Origin of the sequence: Photorhabdus australis DSM 17609, assembly GCF_000711895.1 — a bacterium.
Taxonomy (GTDB): domain Bacteria; phylum Pseudomonadota; class Gammaproteobacteria; order Enterobacterales; family Enterobacteriaceae; genus Photorhabdus; species Photorhabdus australis.
On the sequence record NZ_JONO01000063.1, the window covers coordinates 1 to 25,139 of the forward strand.

Consider the following 25,139-nt stretch of genomic DNA (forward strand, 5'->3'; position numbering starts at 1 on the left):
CAACCGTAGCACTCAAAAGTGTCCACACTAGTGTCCACACTTAAAAATTTCCACGCTACTTACAGTTGCTTACAAAAATTTTATCTGGTTGATTTTAAAGTGAATTAATCTTAGCCAGATAAAAAAATCCCGCCAAAAGGCGGGGGAAAAGACAGGGATGGTGTCTATGGCAAGGAAAAATTTTCGTTTACTACTAATTCACTGCTATGAATACAACAAAATCAGTTCGATAACTGAGACATATACTGCCGATGATGTTGCTCCAATTGAGCTTGCTGCTCAGGAGTCAACAGTTGATACATCTGATGATGAATACGAGCCATTTCTACCTGACGTTCAACATCATATTTGGCCATCTTTTCAGCCTGAGCCTTTACAGCCGCTTCATCAAAATCTTTCGCGGTCACCAGCTTACGCATCTCTTCTCGCTCCGCACGATTCATCAACATTGATGAACGCTGCTGATGTTTTTGCGCCATCAAATCACGCATTTGCTGGCGCTGTCGTTCGGTTAAAGTGATACCATTAAACATATAATCGTTATCACTGGTTTCATTATTATGATAATGATGGCCTTCAGCGCTCTTATAACCACACGATGCACAAATACCAGGGGTCGTAGCAGCATGAGCTGTATTTGTTGTTTCAGCTAAAGATGCTGTTGAACCAACAACAAACATTGACGCAAAAACTAACGCTGCTATGTTACGCATTAAAAAAACCCCTCGCTTCCCCAAACGATATCCGATTCAATGTAGACAACTATACCTACACGGCTGCAAACTAGCGTCAGAGCTTGTAAAAGAACGTAAAGTCGTGGAATGACAAAGTTCATTATCGTATTTTTGTTCCTGGAGGAACTAATCAATGCATAAAATCCTATTAGTTGATGATGACCGAGAACTAACATCACTATTAAAAGAATTACTTGAAATGGAAGGACTTAACGTCGTTATCGCTCATGACGGAGAGCAAGCATTAAAACTCCTTGACGAATCGATTGACTTACTATTACTTGACATTATGATGCCGCGTAAGAATGGCATTTCGACATTAAAAGAACTTCGCCTACATCATCAAACCCCGGTAATTATGCTGACAGCACGTGGAAGTGATTTGGATCGTGTTCTGGGGCTGGAATTGGGGGCCGATGACTATCTTGCCAAACCATTTAATGATCGTGAACTCGTGGCCCGTATACGTGCTATTCTTCGCCGCTCAAATTGGAGTGAACAACAACAGACGGACAACAGTCCTCTCACGCTTCAGGTCGATAATCTACAATTAAACCCAGGCCGTCAGGAAGCCAGCTTCGCTAATCAAATATTAGATTTAACAGGTACTGAATTCACATTGCTCTATTTATTAGCTCAACATTTGGGACAAGTTGTCTCCCGCGAACATCTGAGTCAGGAAGTATTAGGCAAACGGCTGACCCCATTTGACCGGGCAATTGATATGCATATCTCTAACCTACGCCGTAAATTACCTGAACGAGAAGATGGCCTGCCTTGGTTTAAAACTTTACGCGGTCGCGGCTATTTAATGGTTTCTGCAACATGATAAACAGCTTAACGGCACGCATCTTCGCCATTTTCTGGTTTACTCTGGCATTAGTCCTGATGCTGGTATTGATGGTACCAAAGCTGGATTCCAGGCAATTAACCTCTCTGCTGGAAAACGAATATCGGCAGGGCGTTATGCTGGAACAACATATTGAAGCAGAATTAGCGCAAGACCCTGCAAATGATTTACTTTGGTGGCGCCGTTTATTTCGCGCGATTGAAAAATGGGCACCACCAGGACAACGCCTGATACTGGTGACCAGTGAAGGACGGATTATTGGTGCCCAGAGAAACGAAATGCAAGTTGTTCGCAACTTTATCGGACAATCAGACAATGCCGACCACCCTAAGAAGAAAAAATATGGCCGTTCTGAGATGCTGGGACCATTTTCTATTCAGGATGGAGAAGATCATTACCAACTTTATTTAGTTCGCCCAGCAAATAGCCCTCAGTCGGACTTTATTAACCTCATGTTCGACCGACCTCTATTGCTATTAATTGCTACCATGTTAATCAGTGCGCCGCTCCTGTTATGGCTAGCCTGGAGTTTAGCTAAACCAGCCCGTAAATTAAAAAATGCCGCAGACGATGTCGCTAAAGGCAATCTACGCCAGCATCCAGAATTAGAAGCTGGCCCACAAGAATTTCTGGCCGCAGGTAACAGCTTCAATCAGATGATCAGTGTATTAGAGCGAATGGTCACCGCACAGCAACGACTCATCTCCGACATCTCCCATGAACTACGCACGCCCCTCACTCGCCTGCAACTTGCAACAGCATTACTTCGCCGCCGCCATGGTGAAAGTAAAGAATTAGAAAGAATTGAAACAGAAGCCCAACGGCTAGACAGCATGATTAACGATCTGTTAGTACTCTCCCGCAGCCAGCATAAAAATGAGTTGCTGAGAGAAAATATTAAAATGACAGATTTATGGAACGATATTCTCGATAACGCCAGCTTTGAAGCTGAACAAATGGATAAAACCCTCGAGACAATCTCACCACCGGGTCCCTGGACAATTTATTGCAACCCATCAGCGCTTGGCAGCGCTTTTGAAAATATTGTACGCAATGCCTTACGCTACTCTCACCACCACATTGCGGTGGGTTTCTACGCCGATAATCAAGGGATTACCATCACCGTTGACGATGACGGACCTGGCGTTAATCCGGAAGACCGCGAACATATATTCCGCCCTTTCTACCGAACAGACGAAGCCCGTGACCGAGAATCTGGCGGCACCGGCCTTGGTTTAGCCATCGTTGAAACCGCAGTTAGTCAGCATCGTGGCTGGGTACGGGCTGAAGATAGCCCACTAGGTGGCTTACGTTTGGTTATTTGGCTACCACTTCATGGTCGGTAACACAGATTTCCCCCAACCTTATTGTACAAATTAATTAAATAGATAAATTTTTATTATGCTTGACCCGGCGTGTCTGACGGTTTAACCTCCCTCTCTATTCATTAAATACGCTTATCTTTTTTGCTTTTAAATTGAGCCAACAAAAATATTGTAAAATCAACACAGTAGGTAAAATTATAAAATTCCACGGAGTTCTGGGAGCCAATAACCTAGTGCGGTAGCTTTGTTATTACGTCGATTATTATTTCAATAATATATCTTAAACAACCTATTTAAAATAGATTGTTAAAGTTTCACTTGCCAAATAAAACTTGTGAAAATAGATAGCATTCTATTAAAAACCAATGTGATTCATTTTCACAATTTCATTTTTAAGTCATCATCTTAAAAGGTGAAATATGTCCCTACTCAGCATTCTTACCGAGAAACTTGATAATAAAACCGCCATCATTGCCATTGTTGGGCTTGGTTATGTGGGCCTACCTTTAATGCTCCGATATAACGATATTGGTTTTAAAGTTATTGGTTTTGATATTGACAAAGAAAAAACAGATAAATTAAATCTAGGTCAAAGTTATATTGAACATATTCCCTCATCCAAAATCACTAAAGCCATCAATACCGGTTTCAAAGCCACGACGGATTTCACCAAAATCGCCGAATGCGATGCCATTATTCTTTGCGTCCCAACGCCGTTAAACAAATACCGTGAACCCGATATCAGCTTTGTCATTAATACCACCGACCGGGTAAAACCGTATTTAAGAACTGGTCAAATCCTCTCCTTAGAAAGCACCACTTATCCAGGCACCACGGAAGAAGAGTTATTACCGCGGGTTAAAGAAAGCGGGTTAACCGTCGGTGAAGATATCTTCCTGGTCTATTCCCCCGAACGGGAAGACCCCGGCAACCCTGATTTCGAAACCCGTACCATCCCTAAAGTCATTGGCGGTCACACAGAAAACTGTTTAAAAGCCGGTATCGCCGTTTATCAGCCCGCCATTGACCAGATTGTTCCGGTGAGTTCAACCAAAGCCGCCGAAATGACAAAACTGCTTGAGAATATACACCGGGCGGTCAATATTGGCTTAGTCAACGAAATGAAACTCGTTGCCGATAAAATGGGAATTGATATCCACGAAGTCATTCGGGCTGCGGCAACTAAACCCTTCGGCTTTGTCCCTTATTACCCCGGACCAGGATTAGGCGGTCACTGTATTCCGATTGACCCCTTCTATTTAACCTGGAAAGCCCGAGAATATGGTATTAATACCCGCTTTATTGAACTCTCCGGTGAAGTTAATTCCTCCATGCCGGATTACGTGGTCACCAAAACAGTATTAGCCCTTAACAAAGCGAATAAATCCATTAATGGCAGCCACATCTTAATACTCGGCATCGCCTATAAAAAGAATGTGGATGATATGCGAGAAAGTCCCTCGGTACATATTATGGAAAAACTCCGAGAATTAGGTGCTAATATTGAATATTCAGATCCACACGTCCCGGTCTTTCCTAAAATGCGGGAACATCATTTTAATTTAGTCAGCCAGCCTATCACTGAAAATAACCTCAACACTTTCGACTGCGTTATTTTAGCCACCGATCACGATAAATTTGATTATGAGTTGATCATCAATAATGCCAAATTAGTCGTCGATACCCGTGGCAAATATTCTCCCAATCATAAAAACATCATAAAAGCTTAACTTAGGATAAGACATGCTGAACATCATTAAAGACAGAAAGATAAGATTTGCTTTAGTGGGATGTGGGCGGATCGCAAAAAATCACTTCCATGCTCTGGAAGTCCATCAAAAAGAGGCCGAATTAGTCGCCGTCTGTGATAACGATCAAAACGCACTAAACACGGCGGTAGAACAAACCGGCGTTCCAGGTTTCAGCGACGTAAACACCATGCTGAATAATATCACCACCGATATCATTATCCTGACCACACCATCCGGCCTCCATCCAGAGCAAGCAATGACCTGCTTTAATAAAGGCTTTCATGTCGTCACCGAAAAACCAATGGCCACCCGATTGGCTGATGGTGAAAAGATGGTTAAAGCCGCTGATAAAGCTGGCAAACACCTCTTTGTTGTCAAACAAAACCGCTTAAATGCCACCTTACAATTACTGAAACGGGCCGTCAGTGAAAAACGTTTTGGCAAAATCCATATGGTTCACCTCAATGTTTTCTGGACCCGACCTCAAGCCTATTATGATCAAGCCGCCTGGCGGGGCACCTGGGAATTTGACGGTGGCGCCTTCATGAATCAAGCGAGCCACTATGTTGACTTGATTGAATGGTTAATCGGCCCGGTCAAAGATGTTCAGGCCATGACGTCTACCCACTTAGATATCGAAACGGAAGATACCGGGGTACTCAATATCCGCTGGCGGGATGGCACTTTAGGTTCGATGGCCGTCACCATGTGTACCTATCCGAAAAACCTTGAAGGCTCCATCACCATTCTAGGAGAAAAAGGCACAGTTCGGGTGGGGGGCATGGCCGTCAATGAAATCCAGGAATGGCATTTCGCTGACGAACAAGAGTATGACCAACACGTCAAAACAGCGAGCTATGAAACTACGTCCGTTTATGGATTTGGTCACCCCCTCTACTATAAAAATGTCATTGATGTGATGAGAGGGGAAGCTCAACCCATCACTGATGGCCGGGAAGGCTTAAAATCCTTAGAGCTGCTTATCGCGGCCTATTTATCCGCCAGAGATAATAAAACCATTTCTTTGCCTTTAACCTATTAACCCTATGGAACCGGTCTCATGTCAGCCGAACACGTAACGATACATCCCAGTGCCATCGTTGATGAAGGAGCACAAATCGGGAAAAACAGCCGTATCTGGCATTTCACCCATGTCTGTTCTGGCGCCCAAATTGGCGAAGGCTGCTCTTTAGGACAAAATGTCTTTATTGGTAATAAAGTCACCATCGGCAATTACTGCAAAATACAAAATAACGTCTCTGTTTATGACAACGTTCATCTAGAAGAGGGCGTATTTTGTGGCCCCAGCATGGTTTTCACCAATGTTTATAATCCCCGATCATTCATTGAAAGAAAAAGTGAATACCAAAATACGTGGGTAAAAAAAGGCGCCACCCTAGGCGCCAATTGCACCATTATTTGTGGCACCACCATTGGCGCTTATGCCTTTATTGGTGCCGGAGCGGTTATCAATAAAGATGTCCCCGATTATGCCCTGATGGTGGGAGTACCGGCCAAACAGATTGGCTGGATGAGTGAATTTGGTGAACAATTAGATTTACCGCTACACGGACAAGCCACCACCATTTGCCCACACACTCACCATATTTATCAGCTCAATAACCAGACCGTCGTGCGAATTCAATAAGCAAGGATACAGGCATGCAATTTACCGATTTAGCAGCACAACAATGCAGAATTAAAGATAAAATTGACGCAAATATCCAAAAAGTCCTCAACCACGGCAAATATATTTTAGGACCGGAAGTGGCCGAATTAGAAGAAAAGCTGATTGAATATACCGAGGCGCCATATTGTATTACCTGTGCCAATGGCACCGATGCGTTACAAATTGCCTTAATGGCAATTGGCATCAAACCCGGCGATGAAGTCATTACCCCCGGATTTACCTACATTGCCACCGCTGAAACCGTCGCGCTACTGGGCGGTATACCGGTCTATGTAGATGTAAAGCCCACCACATATAACTTAGATCCGGCGCAATTAGACGCCGCAATTACCCCAAAAACCAAAGCGATTATTCCAGTCTCCTTATTTGGTCAATGTGCTGATTTTGACGAAATTAACGCTATCGCTGCAAAACACAATATTCCCGTAATAGAAGACGCAGCCCAAAGTTTTGGCGCCACCTATAAAGGAAAACGCTCTTGTAATCTGACCACAATTTCCTGCACCAGCTTCTTTCCCAGTAAGCCATTGGGTTGCTATGGTGATGGCGGGGCTATTTTTACTCATGATGAAGAACTGGCGAGAATTATTCGTCAAATTGCCCGTCATGGACAAGACAGGCGATACCACCATATCAGAATCGGAGTGAATAGCCGTTTAGATACCCTGCAAGCGGCCATTCTGCTACCGAAACTGGACATCTTTGATGAAGAAATGGCATTACGTCAGACAGTTGCCACAAACTACAATCAGGCGTTGAATGACATTGGCATCCTGACCACGCCGTATATCGAGCCACACAATCTCTCGGCCTATGCGCAATATACTATCCGGGTTAAAAAACGTGATGAATTGCAACACAAATTAAAAGAACAAGGCATTCCAACCGCAGTGCATTATCCGATCCCATTAAATAAACAACCGGCGGTAGCCAGCGATATTGCTCTGCCTATTGGTGACGAAATCGCACAAGAAGTCATTAGCTTGCCGATGCATCCTTATTTATCTATAGATTTAATTAATAAAATTGTCAGTTCCATTTAAAATCTATGAATTATAAACTATTGCGGAATATATCTGGCTTATTACTCGCATCATTAATCAGCCAGATATTATTATTACTATCAACACCTGTATTAACAAGATTATTTTCACCTGAAGAATTGGGCACTTACGCTTCATTTTCATCGTTGTTAAGTGTTTTTGCAGTAGGAGCCTGTCTTCGTTATGAATTTTCAATAAGTTCATCAGAAAAAAATCGTGAAATTAATTCATTAGTCACATTATCTTGTATCATTCCAATAACCATTAGCTTAATAATCATCACTATATTTTCAATATATAATCCATCAGAAAAAATAGCCATAGGAAATTATATATACTATATTCCGTTGGGAATTATAACTTATGGATTTTATCGAGCCATCAGCTTCAATAGTATAAGAGCAAGGCAATACCGTGAATTCTCCATTACTAAAATCACTCAAGCTATTGCAATGATTAGCATTCAAATCATAGGTGGTATCGCTAGTTTAGGTGCAAGCAGCCTTATATTAGGCCAGATATTAGGCCAATCATTAGGCGTTCTATTTTTAGGTAAAAAATCTCAATATCGTTTTATTACAAGTAAAAATGAATTCAAAAAAATAAAACTATTGGCTAAGAAATATTATAAATTCCCAGTATATGATTTCCCTGCAGCTTCAATTAATACATTTAGTAATGAATTACCTCAATTATTCATCATGTTCACATACGGGCTAAAATCAGCAGGATTTTATTTGATTGCATCCAGAATATCAGGCTCACCGATTACACTATTAAGTCAAACCGTTTCGTCTATATTACAAGGATATTTAAAAGACCCGACTACATCGCCTTTCTTAAAGATCAAAAAAACATTTTATTGCCTGACATTCATCGCTATTTTATTTGCTATAGTGACATACTTAGCGGGCATACCCATCATAACCTTTATTTTTGGTGAAGAATGGCATGAATCAGGTAAATATCTATTATGTTTAATACCACATTTAGGCGGACAAATAATATATTCATCTTTATCAATATATCTATCCATTTATGAGCACCAGAAAAGCAATTTATTTATTCAAACAACATCCATTATATTAAGATTTATAGCCCTCTTTACCGGATATATACTAGGAGACATTTACTTGACTTTGTTATTATTTTCTCTCACGAGCTTTATTCTTTATTTAATAAGTACAGCTTATATTCTAAAATTATCTTTTATGCACAGAAAGGGTTAAGATGAAGAGAAATATAGTAAAAATAATTCCCTATATCATTATCGTGATGATTGTAAGTTATACATTCAATAAATATGCTTATGAACTAGATGAATTCAACGGTAATGTCAGAAGCCTGGTGATGAAAGGGAAATTTGCTCAACGCGAATTTAATAATAATGGTTTTCCCCTATCACATTCACCCCATATTCCTAAACCATTTTTATCTCCATTTTATGTTGTTCACTATGGAATGATATACTCTTCTTTAGCCTTAAATAAAAATAACACCAATATATTATGGCGAACTGATTCATCCTTATCTGGATGGAATGTACCACCCCCTCAATTCAATAAAAACCAATTACTTTCTAATTTTAAATTCTCAGCAGATTGGTTATCAAGTAATATAAAATTATTTCATGGTGAGAACCATTACTTATATGATTTTGACTGGTCATATACAGGATATAAAAATAATAAACTCTCTGCTCCCTGGTGGTCTGGACTAACAGACGCATATGCTATTATTCTCCTATTAAGGGCTTATGACCATTTTGGTGATGATAAATATCTGTCAACCTCGAAACTTCTATACCAATCATCACTAACACCTATTCATAAAGGTGGCAGTTTAACAACATTAGATAATATGCCCTGGATTGAAGAATATGTTGATCCTCAGGCTAATTCAGACCAATTGGCCTTTGTATTAAACGGAATGATTTATTCCACTTATGGCATTGAATCCTTCGAAAATTATCTAAATATAAATGAAAGTAAAAGAGCCTCCGAAAGTTTATATCAATCAATCAGTAATAATATATTTAAGTTCGACATAAGAAATGAATGGTCCAGCTATGATTTAATTGGCAATCCAAGTAATATCAAATATCATAGAATACATACCCTGCTCCTCAAAGACCTGATAGAGAGAAATCAAAATTTTAAAAATAAAGAAATAATGGATTTATATCATAATTGGAGTAAATCCACCGCTAACATTGGCTATTATTATATAAAACATGGGCCTATTAGTTGGGCATACTACCAATTTATTACAATGTACTTCCTCTCTATCTTAGCATTATCATCTATTTACTTCCTTATCAGAAAAAATGCAAAATAAAATTAAAATAACTCTGAAAATATTTATATATCAGATTATTATCTACCTGAATTCGATGCTCATATTAGATACATTCCATGAGGTAAGAGGCTATAATATTGCCCCACAAGGTCACTTGAGCATTTTTCTCTGTTGGATATCTTTCTTACCTCTCATTTTGCTCAATAACCAAAAAAACCCAGTCATGGTTTTTCTATGGTTAATATATATAACTTACATTATACCCGTATCAGTTATATTCCCATTAATTAATTCAACGTCCCTCAATTCAACAGTTTTTATACTCACAATAAACATATTATTCTTCTTGTCTATATTATTCTTTCGAATAATAGATAGAATAACGATGCCGAAACTGAAAATTCCATGGGATTTATATAAAATAATTATAATAGGATGTGGTATTATTGTGCTGTTATTCGTTATCAGTAATCCTGGACTCAGTCTAATACCACCAAATATATTTAGCGTTTATGCTGTAAGAGAACACTTTAAAGAAAATACACCACTACTCACCATGTACATCATTACAAATGGGGGATATGTTGTCTCACCATTGTTATTACTCGCTTCACTCTATATAAGAAGCTCTATTAAATACATCCTCATTGCAATAAGTTTTGCGATTTCCTATTTAATCTATAGCTCTTCTGGATTAAAAAGCATAGCATTCATGAACCTCGCCGTTATCATTCTATTCTTCTATATAAAAGGAACAAGATCGATAAGTAACTCAGTGATAAATATCATTCTCTATTTATTTCTTACTGCCGGGATATTATATTTTATTTTCGATTTTTATGATCCGCTTATACATTGGCTACGTAGAGTATTCTTCACACCAACATTAAATACCTATTACTTTTATGATTATATCTACAACAACAATAGTGAATTCACGAAAGACGCACCTCAAATAATTTCTGAAATATATTATGGTACATCAGGATCGGCTAATACCGGCTTCATCGGGGACGGTATCGCCAGATACGGTACATTTGGTTTATTAATAAACTTTTTTATATTTAACATGTTAATCTTCGCAATGAACCTGAGTTCAAAAAAAGTTCCATTTGAATTTTCAACCACATTATATTTACCCTTCGTATACACGATTTCAAATTCAGCGATTACAGCACTACTACTGACATATGGGCTGCTAACATTAAGCATATTATTATTTTTATTTCCTACAAAAACCAACAAAATACCCTTATGAAAATCACACATATGACCTCAGTACATTCACGCTTCGACATCCGTATTTTTCTGAAAGAATGCTCTGCTTTACAAAAAGAACATGAAGTCTCCCTTATTGTTGCAGATGGTAAAGGTAATGAAGTAAAGAATAACATTGCTATCATTGATGTCGGAATATTAACAGGCCGACTAAATAGAATATTTAAAACAACCGATAAAGTTTATAAAAAAGCATTAGAATTAGATGCTGACTTATACCATTTCCATGATCCGGAGCTCATCCCTATCGGATTAAAACTCAAAAAGAAAGGTAAAATAGTCATTTTTGATGCTCATGAAGATGTCCCTAAACAGATTTTTAGTAAACCTTATTTAAATAAATTTAACAAAATCATTATCTCTAAATTATTCGCTCTCTACGAGAAATATGCTGCTGCTAAATTTGATGGAATTATCACAGCCACCCCATCAATAAGAGATAAGTTCTTAAAAATCAATAAAAACACCATAGACATCAATAATTATCCGATACTAGGTGAGTTACATAACGAAAACACCAATTGGTATGAAAAAGAAAAACAAGTCTGCTATGTCGGTGGTATTTCTGACATCAGAGGCATAACAGAGATGGTTGAATCTATCTCTCACCTTACGACGAATACAAAAATGAAATTAGCAGGCAATTTTTCTGACAAAGAATTAGAGAATAAAATAAAAAAAATGAAAAATTGGTACAAAATAGATGAACTGGGATTTTTAAACCGAGGAGAAGCCCGGGAGCTTTTATCTAAATCTATTGCGGGTATCGTTCTATATCATCCACTACCCAATCATATCGATGCCCAACCCAACAAAATATTCGAATATATGAGTGCAGGTATTCCTGTCATCGCTTCCAATTTCGCATTATGGCAAGATATTGTTGTAAAAAACCATTGTGGCATTTGTATCGATCCATTAAATCCGAAGGAAATAGCGAATGCGATAGATTACTTATCAAATAACACGGATATAGCGGAAGAAATGGGTAACAATGGGCTTCTGGCAGTTAATGAAAAATACAATTGGGATATTGAACAAAATAAACTTAACGAATTTTATCAACAAATTGGACGTTAATCGATATGAAAAAAATCATTACTGTATTAGGCGCCAGACCACAATTCATTAAAGCAAGTCCAGTATCTCGCGCTTTAAAAAAGCACAATAAATTTAAAGAGATTATCATTCATACTGGTCAACATTTTGACACGAATATGTCTGATATATTTTTTAATGAATTAGCCCTCCCCAAACCTGATTACACACTCAATATTCATGGTGGCTCGCACGGTGAAATGACCGGTAGAATGCTAATCGAAGTTGAAAAAGTCCTAATCACAGAAAAACCCGATGCAGTCATGGTATATGGTGATACTAACTCGACTTTAGCGGGTGCATTAGCCGCATCTAAATTACATATTCCAGTTATCCATATTGAAGCCGGTTTACGTAGTTTTAATATGAAAATGCCAGAAGAGATAAACAGAATATTAACAGATAATGTGAGTTCAATTCTTTTCTGTCCAACAGACACCGCCATGAATAATCTGCAAGAAGAAGGTTTTAATTCAAAGCCAGTCAACATAAAAAAAGTCGGTGATGTGATGGAAGATGCCGCTTTATATTTTAGCCAGATGGCGAGAAAACCTGATGGTTTGGATTCTATCCAACATTTTATATTGACGACCCTCCATCGCGCTGAAAACACCGACAACCCACAGCGTTTAACTGAAATAGTCAATGCATTGAATGATATACATAAAAGAATTGCTACTGTTTTAATACCAATTCACCCTAGAACTAAAAAAATGTTAGAGCAATACAACTTGCATTTAGATGTTCATTTAATTGAGCCAGTAGGATATTTAGAAATGATCTGGCTACTCAAAAACACGGCCCTGATTATTACAGACAGTGGCGGACTACAAAAAGAGGCTTTCTTCTTCAGAAAACCTTGTGTAACCGTCAGGGATCAAACTGAATGGGTAGAATTAATAGAAGCCGGCGTGAACACACTTTCAGCAGCTGAAAATAAAAAAATAACTCAATCAGTTCACGACATGATGAATATTAATATAGACGCAGTTCAATCCATGTACGGCGGCGGTATAGCTGCGACAAGAATTACTGACGAATTAGAAAAATTACTATGAATATAGTCTATATAAATCATTATGCCGGATCACCGGATCTTGGTATGGAATTTCGTCCATATCATTTAGGCCAGGAATGGATTAAATCGGGACACAAAATTACCATACTCGCAGCCTCTTATTCTCATGTCAGGACAAAACAACCTACACTGATCGATAATAAAAAAACCACCGAAAATATTAACGGGTTAGAATTTATCTGGTATCCAACTCCAGATTACAACGGAAATGGATTGGCCAGAGTCAAAAATATCTTCTCCTTTTTACGCCAAATTTGGCTCGACAGCAATAACCTGGTCAAAAAATATCGGCCTGACGTGGTCATTGCATCAAGCACATACCCTATGGATATATGGGTAGCAAAACGTATTGCTCAAAAAGCTCGCGCTAAACTGGTTTTTGAACTACATGATTTATGGCCTCTTTCCCCTATAGAATTAGGGGGAATGTCACCTAAACATCCATTTATCCAATTATGTCAACTCGCTGAAAATACGGCTTACAAACACACCGATATCGTTATTTCTATGCTCCCTAATGTAAAAGAGCATATGCAGGCTCATGGATTAGAGCTGAATAAATTACATATTATTCCTAATGGAGTCGTTTTAGATGATTGGGCGAATCAACTCACGCCATTAAACAGCTTACTGGAAACACTAATCACAACTGAAAAAAATAAAGGGCACAAAATTGTATGTTATTGCGGCGCTCACGGGCGGCCAAATGCACTAGAAAAACTACTCAAAACAGCTTCGCTGCTTCATGATAAACCTATTACTTTCTTATTGGTTGGTACTGGCTTTGAAAAAGACAATTTAATTAAAGAATATGAATCCATGGGCATAAATAACATTATATTCTTTGATCCCATTCCCAAATTCCAGATTCCAACACTACTCAATAAAATTGACATTGCCTATATAGGATTACAAAAACAATCATTATTCAGATTTGGCATCAGTCCCAATAAACTGATTGATTATATGATGGCAGGTAAACCTATTTTATGTGCGATTGATGCAGGCAATGATCCCGTTTCTGACGCTAATTGCGGCATTACAATTAAATCAGGTGAGCCAGAAGATATTGCACAGAATTTATTAAAACTCAGTGAGTTATCAACTAACGAATTAAACCAGATGGGGCAAAGAGGTAAAATTTACGCTTTAGAAAATCACGCTTATTCCATATTAGCAGACAATTTCATAAAGGCAATAATAAATCATGAATAATAAATTCCTTCCTTTTGCATTACCTGAAATTGGACAACCTGAAATTGACGAAGTCATTGACTCACTTAAAACAGGCTGGATAACGACCGGACCTAAAACCAGAAAATTTGAATACGATTTTGCACAATACCTGGGTTCTGATGTTGAAGCCATTGCGGTAAATTCAGCAACAGCCGGACTACATTTAGCGCTGGAAGCTGTTGGTATTCAACCGGGTGATGAAGTTATTGTGCCTACTTATACCTTTACGGCAACAGCAGAAGTTGTCCGCTATCTAGGCGCTCATCCTATTTTTGTTGACTCTTTACCTGACAGCCTGAATATTGATCCAACAGCAATAGAAAAAGCAATAACCGCCAAAACTAAAGCAATTATGCCAGTACATTTTGCTGGTTTATCCTGCGATATGGATGAAATCATTGCTATCGCCAGGAAATTTAATTTACGAATCATTGAAGATGCGGCCCATTCATTCCCGACCATATATAAGGGAAAGAAAATTGGCACACTTGACACCGACGCAACGGTATTCAGCTTCTACGCTAATAAGACCATGACAACAGCGGAAGGAGGAATACTCGTATCCAGAAATCCAGACATTATAAAAAGAGCCAAAATCATGCGTCTCCACGGTATCAGTAAAGACGCTTTTGATCGATATCAATCTAAAACACCAGCCTGGTATTATGAAGTCATTGAACCGGGTTATAAATATAATATGCCAGATATTTGTGCAGCCATTGGTATTCATCAATTACAGAAAATAGACGCTTTTCAGAAGAAAAGAGAAGCAATGGCCAAATTTTACGATAATGAATTAAAAAATCTACCAATTACCTTACCCACTAAACCTAAAGAACCTAATAGTCAGCACGCCTGGCATTTATACACCATTAGACTCAATAATGAAGTCAAAATATCAAGAGACGATTTTATAATAAAAATGGCAGAGAAAAATATAGGCTGTTCTGTCCATTTTATCCCACTACATAAACAACCAATATGGAAAAACACCTATTCCCTGGACAAAAAAAATTTTCCTATAGCAGAGGAAAATTTCAAGCGAATTGTATCCATTCCTTTATATACAAAGATGACAAAAGATGATCAGATTTACGTCATTAACACAATTAAAGAGATTCTTGAGTAAATGAAAATAACTTATTCAATTATAAAAAGGATTTTTGATTTAATCTCATCTTCAATTGGGTTAATCATCCTCTCTCCTATTTTAATAGCAATAGCTATTTGGATAAAAATAGACTCAAAAGGACCTATTTTTTTCCGACAAAAACGCGTGGGACAATATAATCAAAACTTCTATATTCATAAATTTAGGAGCATGACTACCGAATCAGAGCAAAAAGGGCAGCTCACTATCGGTCATGATCTCCGCATTACCAAATCTGGAAAATTTATACGCAAATATAAACTTGATGAATTAGCCCAACTCATTGATGTTATACAGGGAAGAATGAGTTTAGTCGGACCAAGACCTGAAGTTCCACAATTTATGCACAAATATCCAGATGATATCAGAAACAAAATATTATCAGTAAAACCCGGCATAACTGACTTAGCTTCCATAGAAATGATCGATGAAAATCAGATATTAAGTCAATATAAAGATCCTCATCAAGCCTATATCGATATTATCATGCCGATAAAAGCCAAGTACTACTTAGAATATCTTGATAATCAATCTTTTTTCTATGACCTGAAGATTATTTTTAAAACAATTTACAAAGTAGTTTTTAGGTAATTAACAATGATGAACAAAATAATGTTTTTTAACCAAGACAGGTTAATAAAAACCATCGTTCTTCTCATCGTGGATATATTTATTATCGTTATCTCATACTGGCTAAGCATGTGGTTACGCCTCGATAGAGAAGTCCCCATTTATAGCTTACAACATTGGTTAACGATTATATTCACCATACCTCTCACACTATTTATTTTCTTAAGAATTGGCTTTTATAGACCGATATTAAAATACGTTAATATGAGTATATTGAAATGGGCCATTGTTGGTTCATTTCTGTCTACTCTATTATTGACCGCAATCTCCTTATACCAACAAGCATTTATCCCCAGAACCGTACCGATTATTTATTTCTCTTTTCTGGTGATATCACTCTGCGGTACCCGATTTTTATATAGAACACTACGCAATCTACTAAGATATAAAGGGGCTCCCGTTATTATATACGGCGCAGGAGAATCTGGTCGGCAACTTTTGCCCATATTAAGAGAGCATCGAGAATTCAACCCGATTGCTTTTGTTGATGACAATGCTAAATTACATGATTTATCTATTCATGGGGTTTATGTCTTCTCTCCAGAGAAAATAACACTTTTAGTAGAAAAATATAATATAAAGAAAATATTATTAGCAATACCTAGCGCGTCAATATCCAATAGAAAAAAAATACTTGATCGATTACAAAAAGAGCATTGTGAAATACTCACCATCCCAAGCTTCAATGACCTGGTTGAAGGAAAAGCCCAAATAAATTCACTCAAACGCGTTTCTATCAACGATCTACTCGGCAGAGAACAAGTTAACCCATTACAAAATTTGCTCAGTAAAAACATTAAGAACAAAAATGTTCTTGTTACAGGCGCCGGTGGTTCAATTGGATCAGAGTTATGCAGACAAATCATCACTCAATCTCCCACTCAGCTGATATTATTTGAGTTAACCGAGTACTGCCTCTATTCAATAGAAAAAGAATTACAAAAGATAAATTCAGAAAACGATTGGAATATCACTATAATTCCAATTTTAGGTGATATAAAAGATTCAGATAAAATAAACAAAATAATAAATAAATTCAACATTAATACAATATACCATGCTGCTGCCTATAAACACGTTCCTTTGGTAGAAATGAACACCATAGAGGGGGTAAATAATAATATCTTTGGTACACTTTCACTTGCCAAAGCAGCGGTTAATCAAGAAGTGGATAAATTCGTATTAATCTCCACAGATAAAGCCGTCCGCCCCACCAATACAATGGGAGCGACAAAAAGATTTGCAGAGCTGATACTGCAAGCCTTTGCTAAAGAAAACACTCATACAAAATTCTCAATGGTTCGCTTTGGTAACGTCCTTGGTTCATCCGGTTCCGTTGTACCCCTGTTTGAAAAACAAATAAAAAGTGGCGGACCAATAACCCTCACTCACAAAGATATTACCCGTTACTTCATGACAATCCCGGAAGCCGCCCAGTTAGTTATCCAGGCAGGTGCACTAGGCAATAATGGTGATGTTTTTGTTCTTGATATGGGAGAATCAGTAAAAATATACGATCTTGCCCGGAAAATGATTAACCTTTCTGGACTGACAGTTAAAGATGAAACTAACCCTCACGGTGATATCGAAATCAAAACTACCGGATTAAGACCCGGTGAAAAACTTTATGAAGAATTATTAATTGGTGATAATGTTTCTGGCACAAATCATCCGAGAATAATGACAGCCAACGAAGTCTTTCTAACCTGGGATAAATTAAACCCGTTATTAAACAACCTAAAAACATCTTGTGAAAATTATGATTTCGAGAATATTAGAAAGATTCTTACCAATGCTCCCATTGATTTTAATCCTAAAGACTATATTTACGACCTTTTAAAATAGCATTTAAATTTTCTAAATAAGTGATCCTACCATTACGCTTTAGAAGCTCCCTATTGATTTCAGAAGAATAAATAGTCGTTTCCATAAAAAATGGTGAAATATATATAAATTACTGGATTTAATCACCTAACATAAACCCAAAAAATAACGGAACAGTACCAAATGGCTATATTCATCGATCGTAAAATAACAGCCAACGCCTATGGACTGTCCTCTGGTGTCTTCTGGGGACTAAGCGGCGTGCTTTTAGCCCTATTATTAGAAGATACCGTTCTTTCCTCCTATCTTCTTATCCCTATTGTACTTGCCTTTCTGAATGACACAATCTCATGTGGATACATGTTTATATATCTTATCGTCAAGGGAAAATACCAAGCAATACGCCTTATTCCCAAGAACAAAAAAAATGGAATAATTGTCCTGGCGGCTATATTTGGTGGCCCAATAGGCATGTCTTGTTATATTTTAGCCATTCAATACATTGGCATTAGCTACACAGCAACTATTTCAGCAACTTACCCTGCTATTGGTGCTTTAACTTCTTTTTTTCTACTTAAAGATCGTATTCACCTTATCGGAATATTGGGATTAATATCAGCGGTTGTATGCACCATGATACTCGGTTACTCAGCATCAACTCAGACAATATCTGGTTGGATAGGCTTTCTTTTCGCTTTTATATGTGCACTAGGCTGGAGTTCCGAAATTGTTATTAGCTCTTATGGGATGAATAAAGACATCCCTGCTGACATTGCTTATTTCATCAGGCAATTATCATCCTCTGTGGGTTATTTAATTATCATCATATTATTAATCCGCTCCTTTCCTGGTGTCATACATATCTTCTCAAACATAGAATTATACTCCTTATTATTTTTCACTTCTCTGGTAGCCACGCTATCGTACCTCTTCTACTACAAAGCAATCAGCATGCTTCAGCCCATCCGTGCTATGAGTTTAAATATCACTTATGCGATCTGGGCAGTAATTTTTGCGTGCCTACTGGTAGACGAAACCATCTCTATAAAGCTATTACTCCTGTGTGTAGGAGTTTCGATCGGTTCATTCCTAACTGCTGTAAATCCACGTAATATCAAAAAATTAATTTTGACACTTAAATGAATGCGATTCTATTCTAAGCAGCTTAAGTTCATTTTAATCCTACGATTAAAAAACCACTAAATTTTACTGGCTATCAATAACATAACCTACATCAACTCCTCCCCATTCTCTAACATTTAGATAACAATTACCGATAAATTTACCGACACCTCCAAAGATGACGGATTACAGAATTAGAAATATCGTTTTTTAAACAATAAAAATCCTTTATTATCGTATGGATATCAAGAAGAAAGTTACCAATCTAAAAGAACGAATGTAAAACTGAAATACTCCCTACGAAACTAATGAAATAGAATAAAACTCTTTGAAAAGTAAGGCATCATAGACGTTATTAACGAATCTAACTACCACTTCATAGGCGATAATACAGATCTCAGCTAACCGTATTCTATCAATTAGTTAAACAAGTGGCTTATTAAGCTTGACCAGACAGAATTTACAGTTTAGTCTCCTTCCTAATGTGTTACAAAATCTTATCCCCCATTACTTTTTGTTAAAGCAGACAAAAGTGTTGGAAAATCAATACAATAGGTAAGATTACCGAATTTTGCAGGCGTTCTGGGAGCCAATAACCTAGTGCGGTAGCTTTGTTTAATGGTACTTAAACACGAGTTCTGATTTTCCGTTATACGGTCCCCTGTATATTAAGAAAAAATCATTAAATAACCTCATTTAATGATTATCGTAAAATTAATTTATATTCAGAAAAAACATGAATTATTTGGTCAAATTAAAATTAATATGAAAGGCATCATTTTAGCCGGTGGTTCCGGCACCAGATTATACCCTATAACAATGGGTGTATCTAAACAGCTCCTCCCAGTATATGATAAGCCAATGATCTATTATCCACTATCAGTACTGATGCTAGCAGGGATCAAAGACATTCTTATTATTACCACTCCTGAAGATCAAATAAACTTCAAACGCCTTCTGAACCACGGAAATAGCTTAGGAATAAAGATTAGTTACGCAACTCAGGATAAACCTGAAGGACTGGCCCAAGCATTCATTATCGGTGAAGATTTCATTGGTGATGACTCAGTCTGTTTAGTTTTAGGAGATAATATCTTTTGGGGGCAAGCTTTCTCACCAAAACTACAAAAAGCATCTTCCCAAAAAACTGGAGCTACCATCTTTGGTTATCAAGTAAAAGACCCTGAACGTTTTGGAATTGTTGAATTTGATGACCAGATGAAAGCGATTTCTATTGAAGAAAAACCTAAAAAACCCAAGTCTGACTATGCTGTCACCGGTCTTTACTTCTATGACAATCGGGTAGTTGATTTTGCAAAGAAAGTCACTCCATCAGATCGTGGTGAATTAGAAATCACATCAATTAATCAGATGTATCTTAATGATAATTCTTTAAATGTAGAACTTCTTGGTCGTGGTTTTGCGTGGCTGGATACAGGCACCCATGACAGCTTACTAGAAGCCGCCACCTTTGTTGAAACTATTGAAAAACGCCAAGGGTTTAAAATTGCTTGCTTAGAAGAGATTGCATACAAAAATAACTGGCTAACAACAGAAGAGGTTAAAGAAAAAGCCAAATTAATTTCAAAAAATAATTATGGAAAATATTTATACTCTTTATTATAACAATTATTACAATCACCATTTAATAAATTTGTAAAATATTTAATTTCAATTTTATTTATTCAATAATAATTACGACTCCACCTATGTATCTCTAATAGATCCTAAATAGGTGGAACAACGATAATTCTCAACTAAAGAAGTTATTATGGATAACAAAAGTATACCTGTAACACAACCATATTTACCCCCTCTGGAAGAATTCATACCATACTTACAAAAGATTTGGAACAACAAATGGTTAACTAATAATGGTCCATTTCATCAAGAGTTAGAAAAAGAACTTTGCAAATATCTTAACGTTGAGCATATTTCTTTATTTACTAACGCAACTATTGCACTAGTGACAGCATTGCAGGCATTACGAATTAGTGGAGAAGTCATTACAACACCTTATTCGTTTGTCGCTACAGCACACTCAATCCTCTGGAATAACCTTACACCTGTTTTTGTAGATATAGATCCAAAAACTTTTAATCTTGATCCAAAAAAAATCGAAGAAGCAATTACACCTCATACAACAGCAATAATGCCCGTTCATTGTTACTCTAATCCATGCGATGTTGAAGAAATCCAAAAAATTGCTGATACATATGGTTTACGTGTTATTTATGATGCAGCTCACGCATTTGGTGTTCAATACAAAGATCAAAGCCTACTGAAATATGGTGATTTATCAATATTAAGTTTTCATGCCACAAAAGTATTTAATACATTTGAAGGTGGTGCGATTATTTGTCCTGATGCAAAAACCAAACAAAGAATCGATTACTTGAAAAATTTTGGTTTTGCAGATGAAATCACCGTCACCGCACCTGGTATTAATGGAAAAATGAGTGAAGTCAATGCTGCATTTGGTTTATTACAATTAAAACATATAGATAATTCAATTTCTCAAAGAAGCAATATCGATTCGCGTTATAGAGAAAAACTACAAAACATACAAGGAATCACTATTCCTAAGCTATCTGATTCTGCAACTAGTAATCATTCATATTTTCCTATTCTAGTTGAAAAAGATTATCCATTAACTCGTGATGAACTATATCAAAAATTAAAAGATAATAACATTTTGTCAAGAAGATATTTCTACCCTCTAATTAGTGATATGCCAATGTATCGTGGTTTACATTCATCATCATCCAATCTCAACAATGCAAAAGAAGCCTCAGAGAAAGTTTTATGCTTACCAATATTTACATCTTTAGGAAAAAGTCAGCAGGATATCATTATATCCTTAATTAAGGATATCTAATGAAAATTGCTATCATGCAACCTTATTTTTTTCCATATTTAGGATATTATCAATTAGTAAGTAGTGTAGATAATTTCATTTTCTTTGATAATGTAAATTTCATAAAGAAGGGCTTTATAAACAGAAATAATATACTAAATAACAATAAAACTTCTTTATTTACAATTCCCGTGGAAAAAATCAGTCAAAATAGAAAAATAAACGAACATTTTTATACCGGGAATTTTCAACCATTTCTTAATCAGATTAAATCATCTTATAGCTCATCTCCGTTCTTTAAAGAAATATTTCCAATAATAGAATTTGTCGTTTCATCAAGTGATAAAAATGTATCAATAATCAACAAGTCTTCAATAGAAAGTATATTCAAGTATTTAGAAATAGAAAAGAAATTCAGTAAAGCTTCAGATTTTAATATACAAAAAGACAAAAAGGGAGTTGAACGCATTATTGATATTTGCCATTTACTGCAAGCTGATACATATATAAATGCTATTGGCGGCAAAGCGCTTTATGACAAAGAACTTTTTAGTAAAAAAAATATAAAAATTAAATTTCTAAATCCTGACTTACCATTTTATTCACAAAATAATAATAATTTTATTCCCGGATTATCAATTATAGATATTTTAATGAATTGTGATAAAAACACTATAAGAGAAATGTTATCAGGAGGAACTCTTGAGTAATAGAATTGCACTATTAAGCTCTACCGGGGGCTCTGTTGTAAAAACTTTGCTCAGAAATAACCCTGATATTAACCTCGATTTAATTATTACAGACAGAAAATGTCCAGCTGAAAATATCTCAGATGAATTTTCAATCCCCAATATAAGAATAGATGAGAAATCTAATATTAAATTTTCGGGAAAATTACTAGAAATACTTATTTCAAATAATATAGATTATGTTGTAGTTTTCTTCTCTCGTCTACTTCAAGGTAATATCTTAAATAATTATAATAATAAATTAATTAATTTTCATCCTGCACTATTACCTGATTTTCCTGGAATGAATGGATTCGAAAGAGCGATAAGAAATCAGAAAAAATTTATTGGCAGTACAGTCCATTTTATTGATGAAGGAATGGATACTGGTAAGAAAATTATTGAACTCAGATATCACCGCAAAAATGAATGTAAAGATAGATTAAGGCATATTGTTTTTTCACAACAGGTAGCGTCTTTAAATGAAGTCCTTAAAAATTTAAAAAACAATAGAGATCTTAATACTTTAGGACCTGAAAATAAAAAAGACAATACTAACCTCGACCTATTATCTAAAGAAAGTTTATTAATATATAAAAAATTAATACAGTCATCATGATCAAAAGAAATATAATTGCTAATTATATTGGTCAGTTCTATCTGGCTATTATTGGATTGGTGGTAATACCCTTCTATCTTGAAAAATTAGGTTCAGAAGGCTACGGATTAATAGGCTTTTTTACAATGCTCCAAGGATGGATGCAATTGTTAGATATGGGCATATCAACAACAATAGCACGAGAAGCAACAATAGCTAAGAATAATCAACAAAAAGCCATATTTTTTAAGGGATTACAAAAAGTTATAACATATTTTTTTCTCCTCATAGCCATGATGATATTCCTATCAGGAATAATGAGTGCAGAATGGATCACTAAAAATTGGCTGACTACATCTCTATCAGTTAGTCTTGTCACTTTCTCAGTTTCATCAATGTTTGTTACAATAGCTTTTCGATGGCTTTGCGGTCCTTGGAGAAGTACTCTAATTGGATTAGAAAAACAAATTCAACTTAATATTATAAATATAATTATCGCCACATTAAGGTTTCCTGTTTCTGTTATTATATTAATATTAACCCACAATTCATTATATTCTTATTTCATATATCAAATTATTATAGCATTTATAGAATTAATTACCTTCTACCTTTCAGCTATATATCACACCCCTTATAAAGATAAATCACCAAGTATAGATAAAAAATTTATTCGTGAGTCGATCCCAACACTAAAATTTGCATTAAGCATTGCATTTACATCAGGTGTATGGGTATTAATTACTCAAACAGATAAATTATTATTAAGCTATCTACTTCCACTAAATGAATTTGGATTTTATTCAATGGGTGTAATTGCTGCATCTGGACTAATGATACTAAGTCAACCTATAGCACAAGCCATTCTCCCCAGATTAACTTCTCTACACGTTAAACAAAAAAATAAAGAGCTTATTTTTGTTTATAGAAACTCAAGCCGTATAATGGCATTAATAATATTACCTGTAAGTATATTATTAAGTGGATATGCTTACCATGCAATTTATATATGGACGGGAAGCCATCAAGTAGCCAAAGAAGTCGCTCCAATACTATGTTGGTATGCATTAGGTAATGGTATTTTGGCAATATCTGCATTCCCCTACTACTTACAATACGCGCATGGAAATATTCGACTGCATGTGATAGGAAATATTATATTTCTTATTACATTTATTCCAACAATCTATTTCACGGGAATAAATTACGGCGCAACTGGAGTCGCTAAAGCCTGGTTTTTTCAAAATCTAATTTACCTAATAATTTGGGCTGGTATTGTCCATAGACGATTTCTACCAAATTCACATATTAAGTGGTTGTTCCTCGATATTATGCCATTTATGTTATTTCCTTCGTTATTCATTTTTTTCCAGAAAAATATAGAAGCAATTATTCCTGATAGCCGCATTATCTGGTTTATTTTACTCATATTACTGGGTGGCACTTGCCTTATGATTAATAAAATAATTTTAAAGGTTTTTAAGAATGAATAATCCATTAGTTTCTGTATATACCCGTAATCATTGAAGATGCTTGATTTTATCCGAAATGGAGATCATTATCCTCGCTATGAAAATATTTATTACATCAGAACAAAAAATCAAACTTGAACGTCTTCACGACACCACTCGCGATGGTCAAGTACGAGACAGAATAAAAGCCATCCTTCTGGCTTCTGAAGGGTGGAGTTCTGTGATGATCGCCCAGGCATTGCGACTCCATCAGACCACCGTTGACCGCCATATCAGTGATTACCTCAATCAAGGTAAACTGAAATCGGATAATGGGGGGTCTGACAGTTTGCTTTCCCGAGAACAAACTGATTTTTTAATCAACCACTTATCTCAAC

At 36.3% G+C, this 25,139-nt stretch carries 23 protein-coding genes; 22 read left to right on the forward strand and 1 reads right to left on the reverse strand.

Features of this window, described 5'->3' with window-relative positions:
• Positions 1–221: 221 nt before the first annotated feature.
• On the reverse strand, positions 222–713 hold the full coding sequence (gene cpxP, locus BO26_RS15630) for a cell-envelope stress modulator CpxP (RefSeq protein ID WP_036772988.1): 492 nt from the start codon (positions 711–713) through the stop codon (positions 222–224).
• Between the two features lie 154 nt (positions 714–867).
• Here cpxP and cpxR point away from each other — a divergent pair, with 154 nt between their 5' ends.
• The 22 genes from cpxR to BO26_RS15740 form a co-directional block, all read left to right on the forward strand.
• Complete coding sequence (gene cpxR / locus BO26_RS15635) at positions 868–1,563, forward strand: envelope stress response regulator transcription factor CpxR (protein WP_036772991.1); 696 nt, start codon at positions 868–870, stop codon at positions 1,561–1,563.
• Positions 1,560–2,930: an envelope stress sensor histidine kinase CpxA gene (gene cpxA / locus BO26_RS15640; protein WP_036772993.1), complete on the forward strand. Its 1,371-nt coding sequence runs from the start codon at positions 1,560–1,562 to the stop codon at positions 2,928–2,930. The genes cpxR and cpxA overlap by 4 nt, the downstream gene beginning before the upstream one ends.
• Positions 2,931–3,328: 398 nt before the next feature.
• Complete coding sequence (locus BO26_RS15645) at positions 3,329–4,639, forward strand: nucleotide sugar dehydrogenase (RefSeq protein ID WP_036772995.1); 1,311 nt, start codon at positions 3,329–3,331, stop codon at positions 4,637–4,639.
• 13 nt (positions 4,640–4,652) lie between these two features.
• Positions 4,653–5,702: a Gfo/Idh/MocA family protein gene (locus BO26_RS15650; RefSeq protein ID WP_036772997.1), complete on the forward strand. Its 1,050-nt coding sequence runs from the start codon at positions 4,653–4,655 to the stop codon at positions 5,700–5,702.
• Positions 5,703–5,720: 18 nt separating this feature from the next.
• Positions 5,721–6,308: an acyltransferase gene (locus BO26_RS15655; RefSeq protein WP_036773000.1), complete on the forward strand. Its 588-nt coding sequence runs from the start codon at positions 5,721–5,723 to the stop codon at positions 6,306–6,308.
• A gap of 14 nt (positions 6,309–6,322) precedes the next feature.
• A complete protein-coding gene (locus BO26_RS15660) occupies positions 6,323–7,393 on the forward strand; it encodes a DegT/DnrJ/EryC1/StrS family aminotransferase (protein WP_036773002.1) in 1,071 nt (356 codons plus the stop codon).
• Between the two features lie 5 nt (positions 7,394–7,398).
• A complete protein-coding gene (locus tag BO26_RS15665) occupies positions 7,399–8,622 on the forward strand; it encodes a lipopolysaccharide biosynthesis protein (RefSeq protein ID WP_036773004.1) in 1,224 nt (407 codons plus the stop codon).
• Between the two features lies 1 nt (position 8,623).
• Complete coding sequence (locus BO26_RS15670) at positions 8,624–9,730, forward strand: D-glucuronyl C5-epimerase family protein (RefSeq protein WP_036773006.1); 1,107 nt, start codon at positions 8,624–8,626, stop codon at positions 9,728–9,730.
• A gap of 346 nt (positions 9,731–10,076) precedes the next feature.
• Positions 10,077–10,949 carry a hypothetical protein gene (locus BO26_RS15675; RefSeq protein ID WP_236637476.1) on the forward strand — a complete coding sequence of 291 codons (873 nt, stop codon included), beginning with the start codon at positions 10,077–10,079 and terminating at the stop codon, positions 10,947–10,949.
• Entirely contained in the window at positions 10,946–12,049 is a 1,104-nt protein-coding gene (locus BO26_RS15680; RefSeq protein ID WP_036773011.1) for a glycosyltransferase, read from the forward strand. Before BO26_RS15675 ends, BO26_RS15680 begins: the two co-directional genes overlap by 4 nt.
• Positions 12,050–12,054: 5 nt before the next feature.
• Complete coding sequence (gene wecB / locus BO26_RS15685; RefSeq protein WP_036773014.1) at positions 12,055–13,125, forward strand: non-hydrolyzing UDP-N-acetylglucosamine 2-epimerase; 1,071 nt, start codon at positions 12,055–12,057, stop codon at positions 13,123–13,125.
• Between the two features lie 44 nt (positions 13,126–13,169).
• Positions 13,170–14,360, forward strand: a complete 1,191-nt coding sequence (locus BO26_RS15690; RefSeq protein WP_236637478.1) for a glycosyltransferase family 4 protein — start codon at positions 13,170–13,172, stop codon at positions 14,358–14,360.
• Positions 14,353–15,510: a DegT/DnrJ/EryC1/StrS family aminotransferase gene (locus BO26_RS15695; RefSeq protein WP_036773018.1), complete on the forward strand. Its 1,158-nt coding sequence runs from the start codon at positions 14,353–14,355 to the stop codon at positions 15,508–15,510. Before BO26_RS15690 ends, BO26_RS15695 begins: the two co-directional genes overlap by 8 nt.
• The gene (locus BO26_RS15700) at positions 15,511–16,122 is read left to right on the forward strand and encodes a sugar transferase (protein ID WP_236637479.1); all 612 of its coding nucleotides are present in this window, start codon (positions 15,511–15,513) and stop codon (positions 16,120–16,122) included.
• Positions 16,123–16,131: 9 nt separating this feature from the next.
• Positions 16,132–18,006, forward strand: a complete 1,875-nt coding sequence (locus BO26_RS15705; protein ID WP_036773030.1) for a polysaccharide biosynthesis protein — start codon at positions 16,132–16,134, stop codon at positions 18,004–18,006.
• 162 nt (positions 18,007–18,168) lie between these two features.
• Positions 18,169–19,128: a DMT family transporter gene (locus BO26_RS15710; protein WP_036773020.1), complete on the forward strand. Its 960-nt coding sequence runs from the start codon at positions 18,169–18,171 to the stop codon at positions 19,126–19,128.
• Positions 19,129–19,872: 744 nt separating this feature from the next.
• A complete protein-coding gene (gene rfbA / locus BO26_RS15715) occupies positions 19,873–20,733 on the forward strand; it encodes a glucose-1-phosphate thymidylyltransferase RfbA (RefSeq protein WP_036773032.1) in 861 nt (286 codons plus the stop codon).
• A gap of 145 nt (positions 20,734–20,878) precedes the next feature.
• Complete coding sequence (vioA, locus tag BO26_RS15720; protein ID WP_036773021.1) at positions 20,879–21,985, forward strand: dTDP-4-amino-4,6-dideoxy-D-glucose aminotransferase VioA; 1,107 nt, start codon at positions 20,879–20,881, stop codon at positions 21,983–21,985.
• Positions 21,985–22,674 (forward strand): WbqC family protein, encoded by a 690-nt coding sequence (locus BO26_RS15725; protein ID WP_036773023.1) that lies wholly within the window; start codon positions 21,985–21,987, stop codon positions 22,672–22,674. Before vioA ends, BO26_RS15725 begins: the two co-directional genes overlap by 1 nt.
• Positions 22,667–23,311 (forward strand): formyltransferase family protein, encoded by a 645-nt coding sequence (locus BO26_RS15730; protein WP_036773025.1) that lies wholly within the window; start codon positions 22,667–22,669, stop codon positions 23,309–23,311. The genes BO26_RS15725 and BO26_RS15730 overlap by 8 nt, the downstream gene beginning before the upstream one ends.
• On the forward strand, positions 23,308–24,783 hold the full coding sequence (locus BO26_RS15735; RefSeq protein ID WP_051691011.1) for an oligosaccharide flippase family protein: 1,476 nt from the start codon (positions 23,308–23,310) through the stop codon (positions 24,781–24,783). The genes BO26_RS15730 and BO26_RS15735 overlap by 4 nt, the downstream gene beginning before the upstream one ends.
• Before the next feature lie 76 nt (positions 24,784–24,859).
• Positions 24,860–25,139 (forward strand): helix-turn-helix domain-containing protein (locus BO26_RS15740; protein WP_036770949.1); only part of this gene is annotated, 280 nt, incomplete at its 3' end.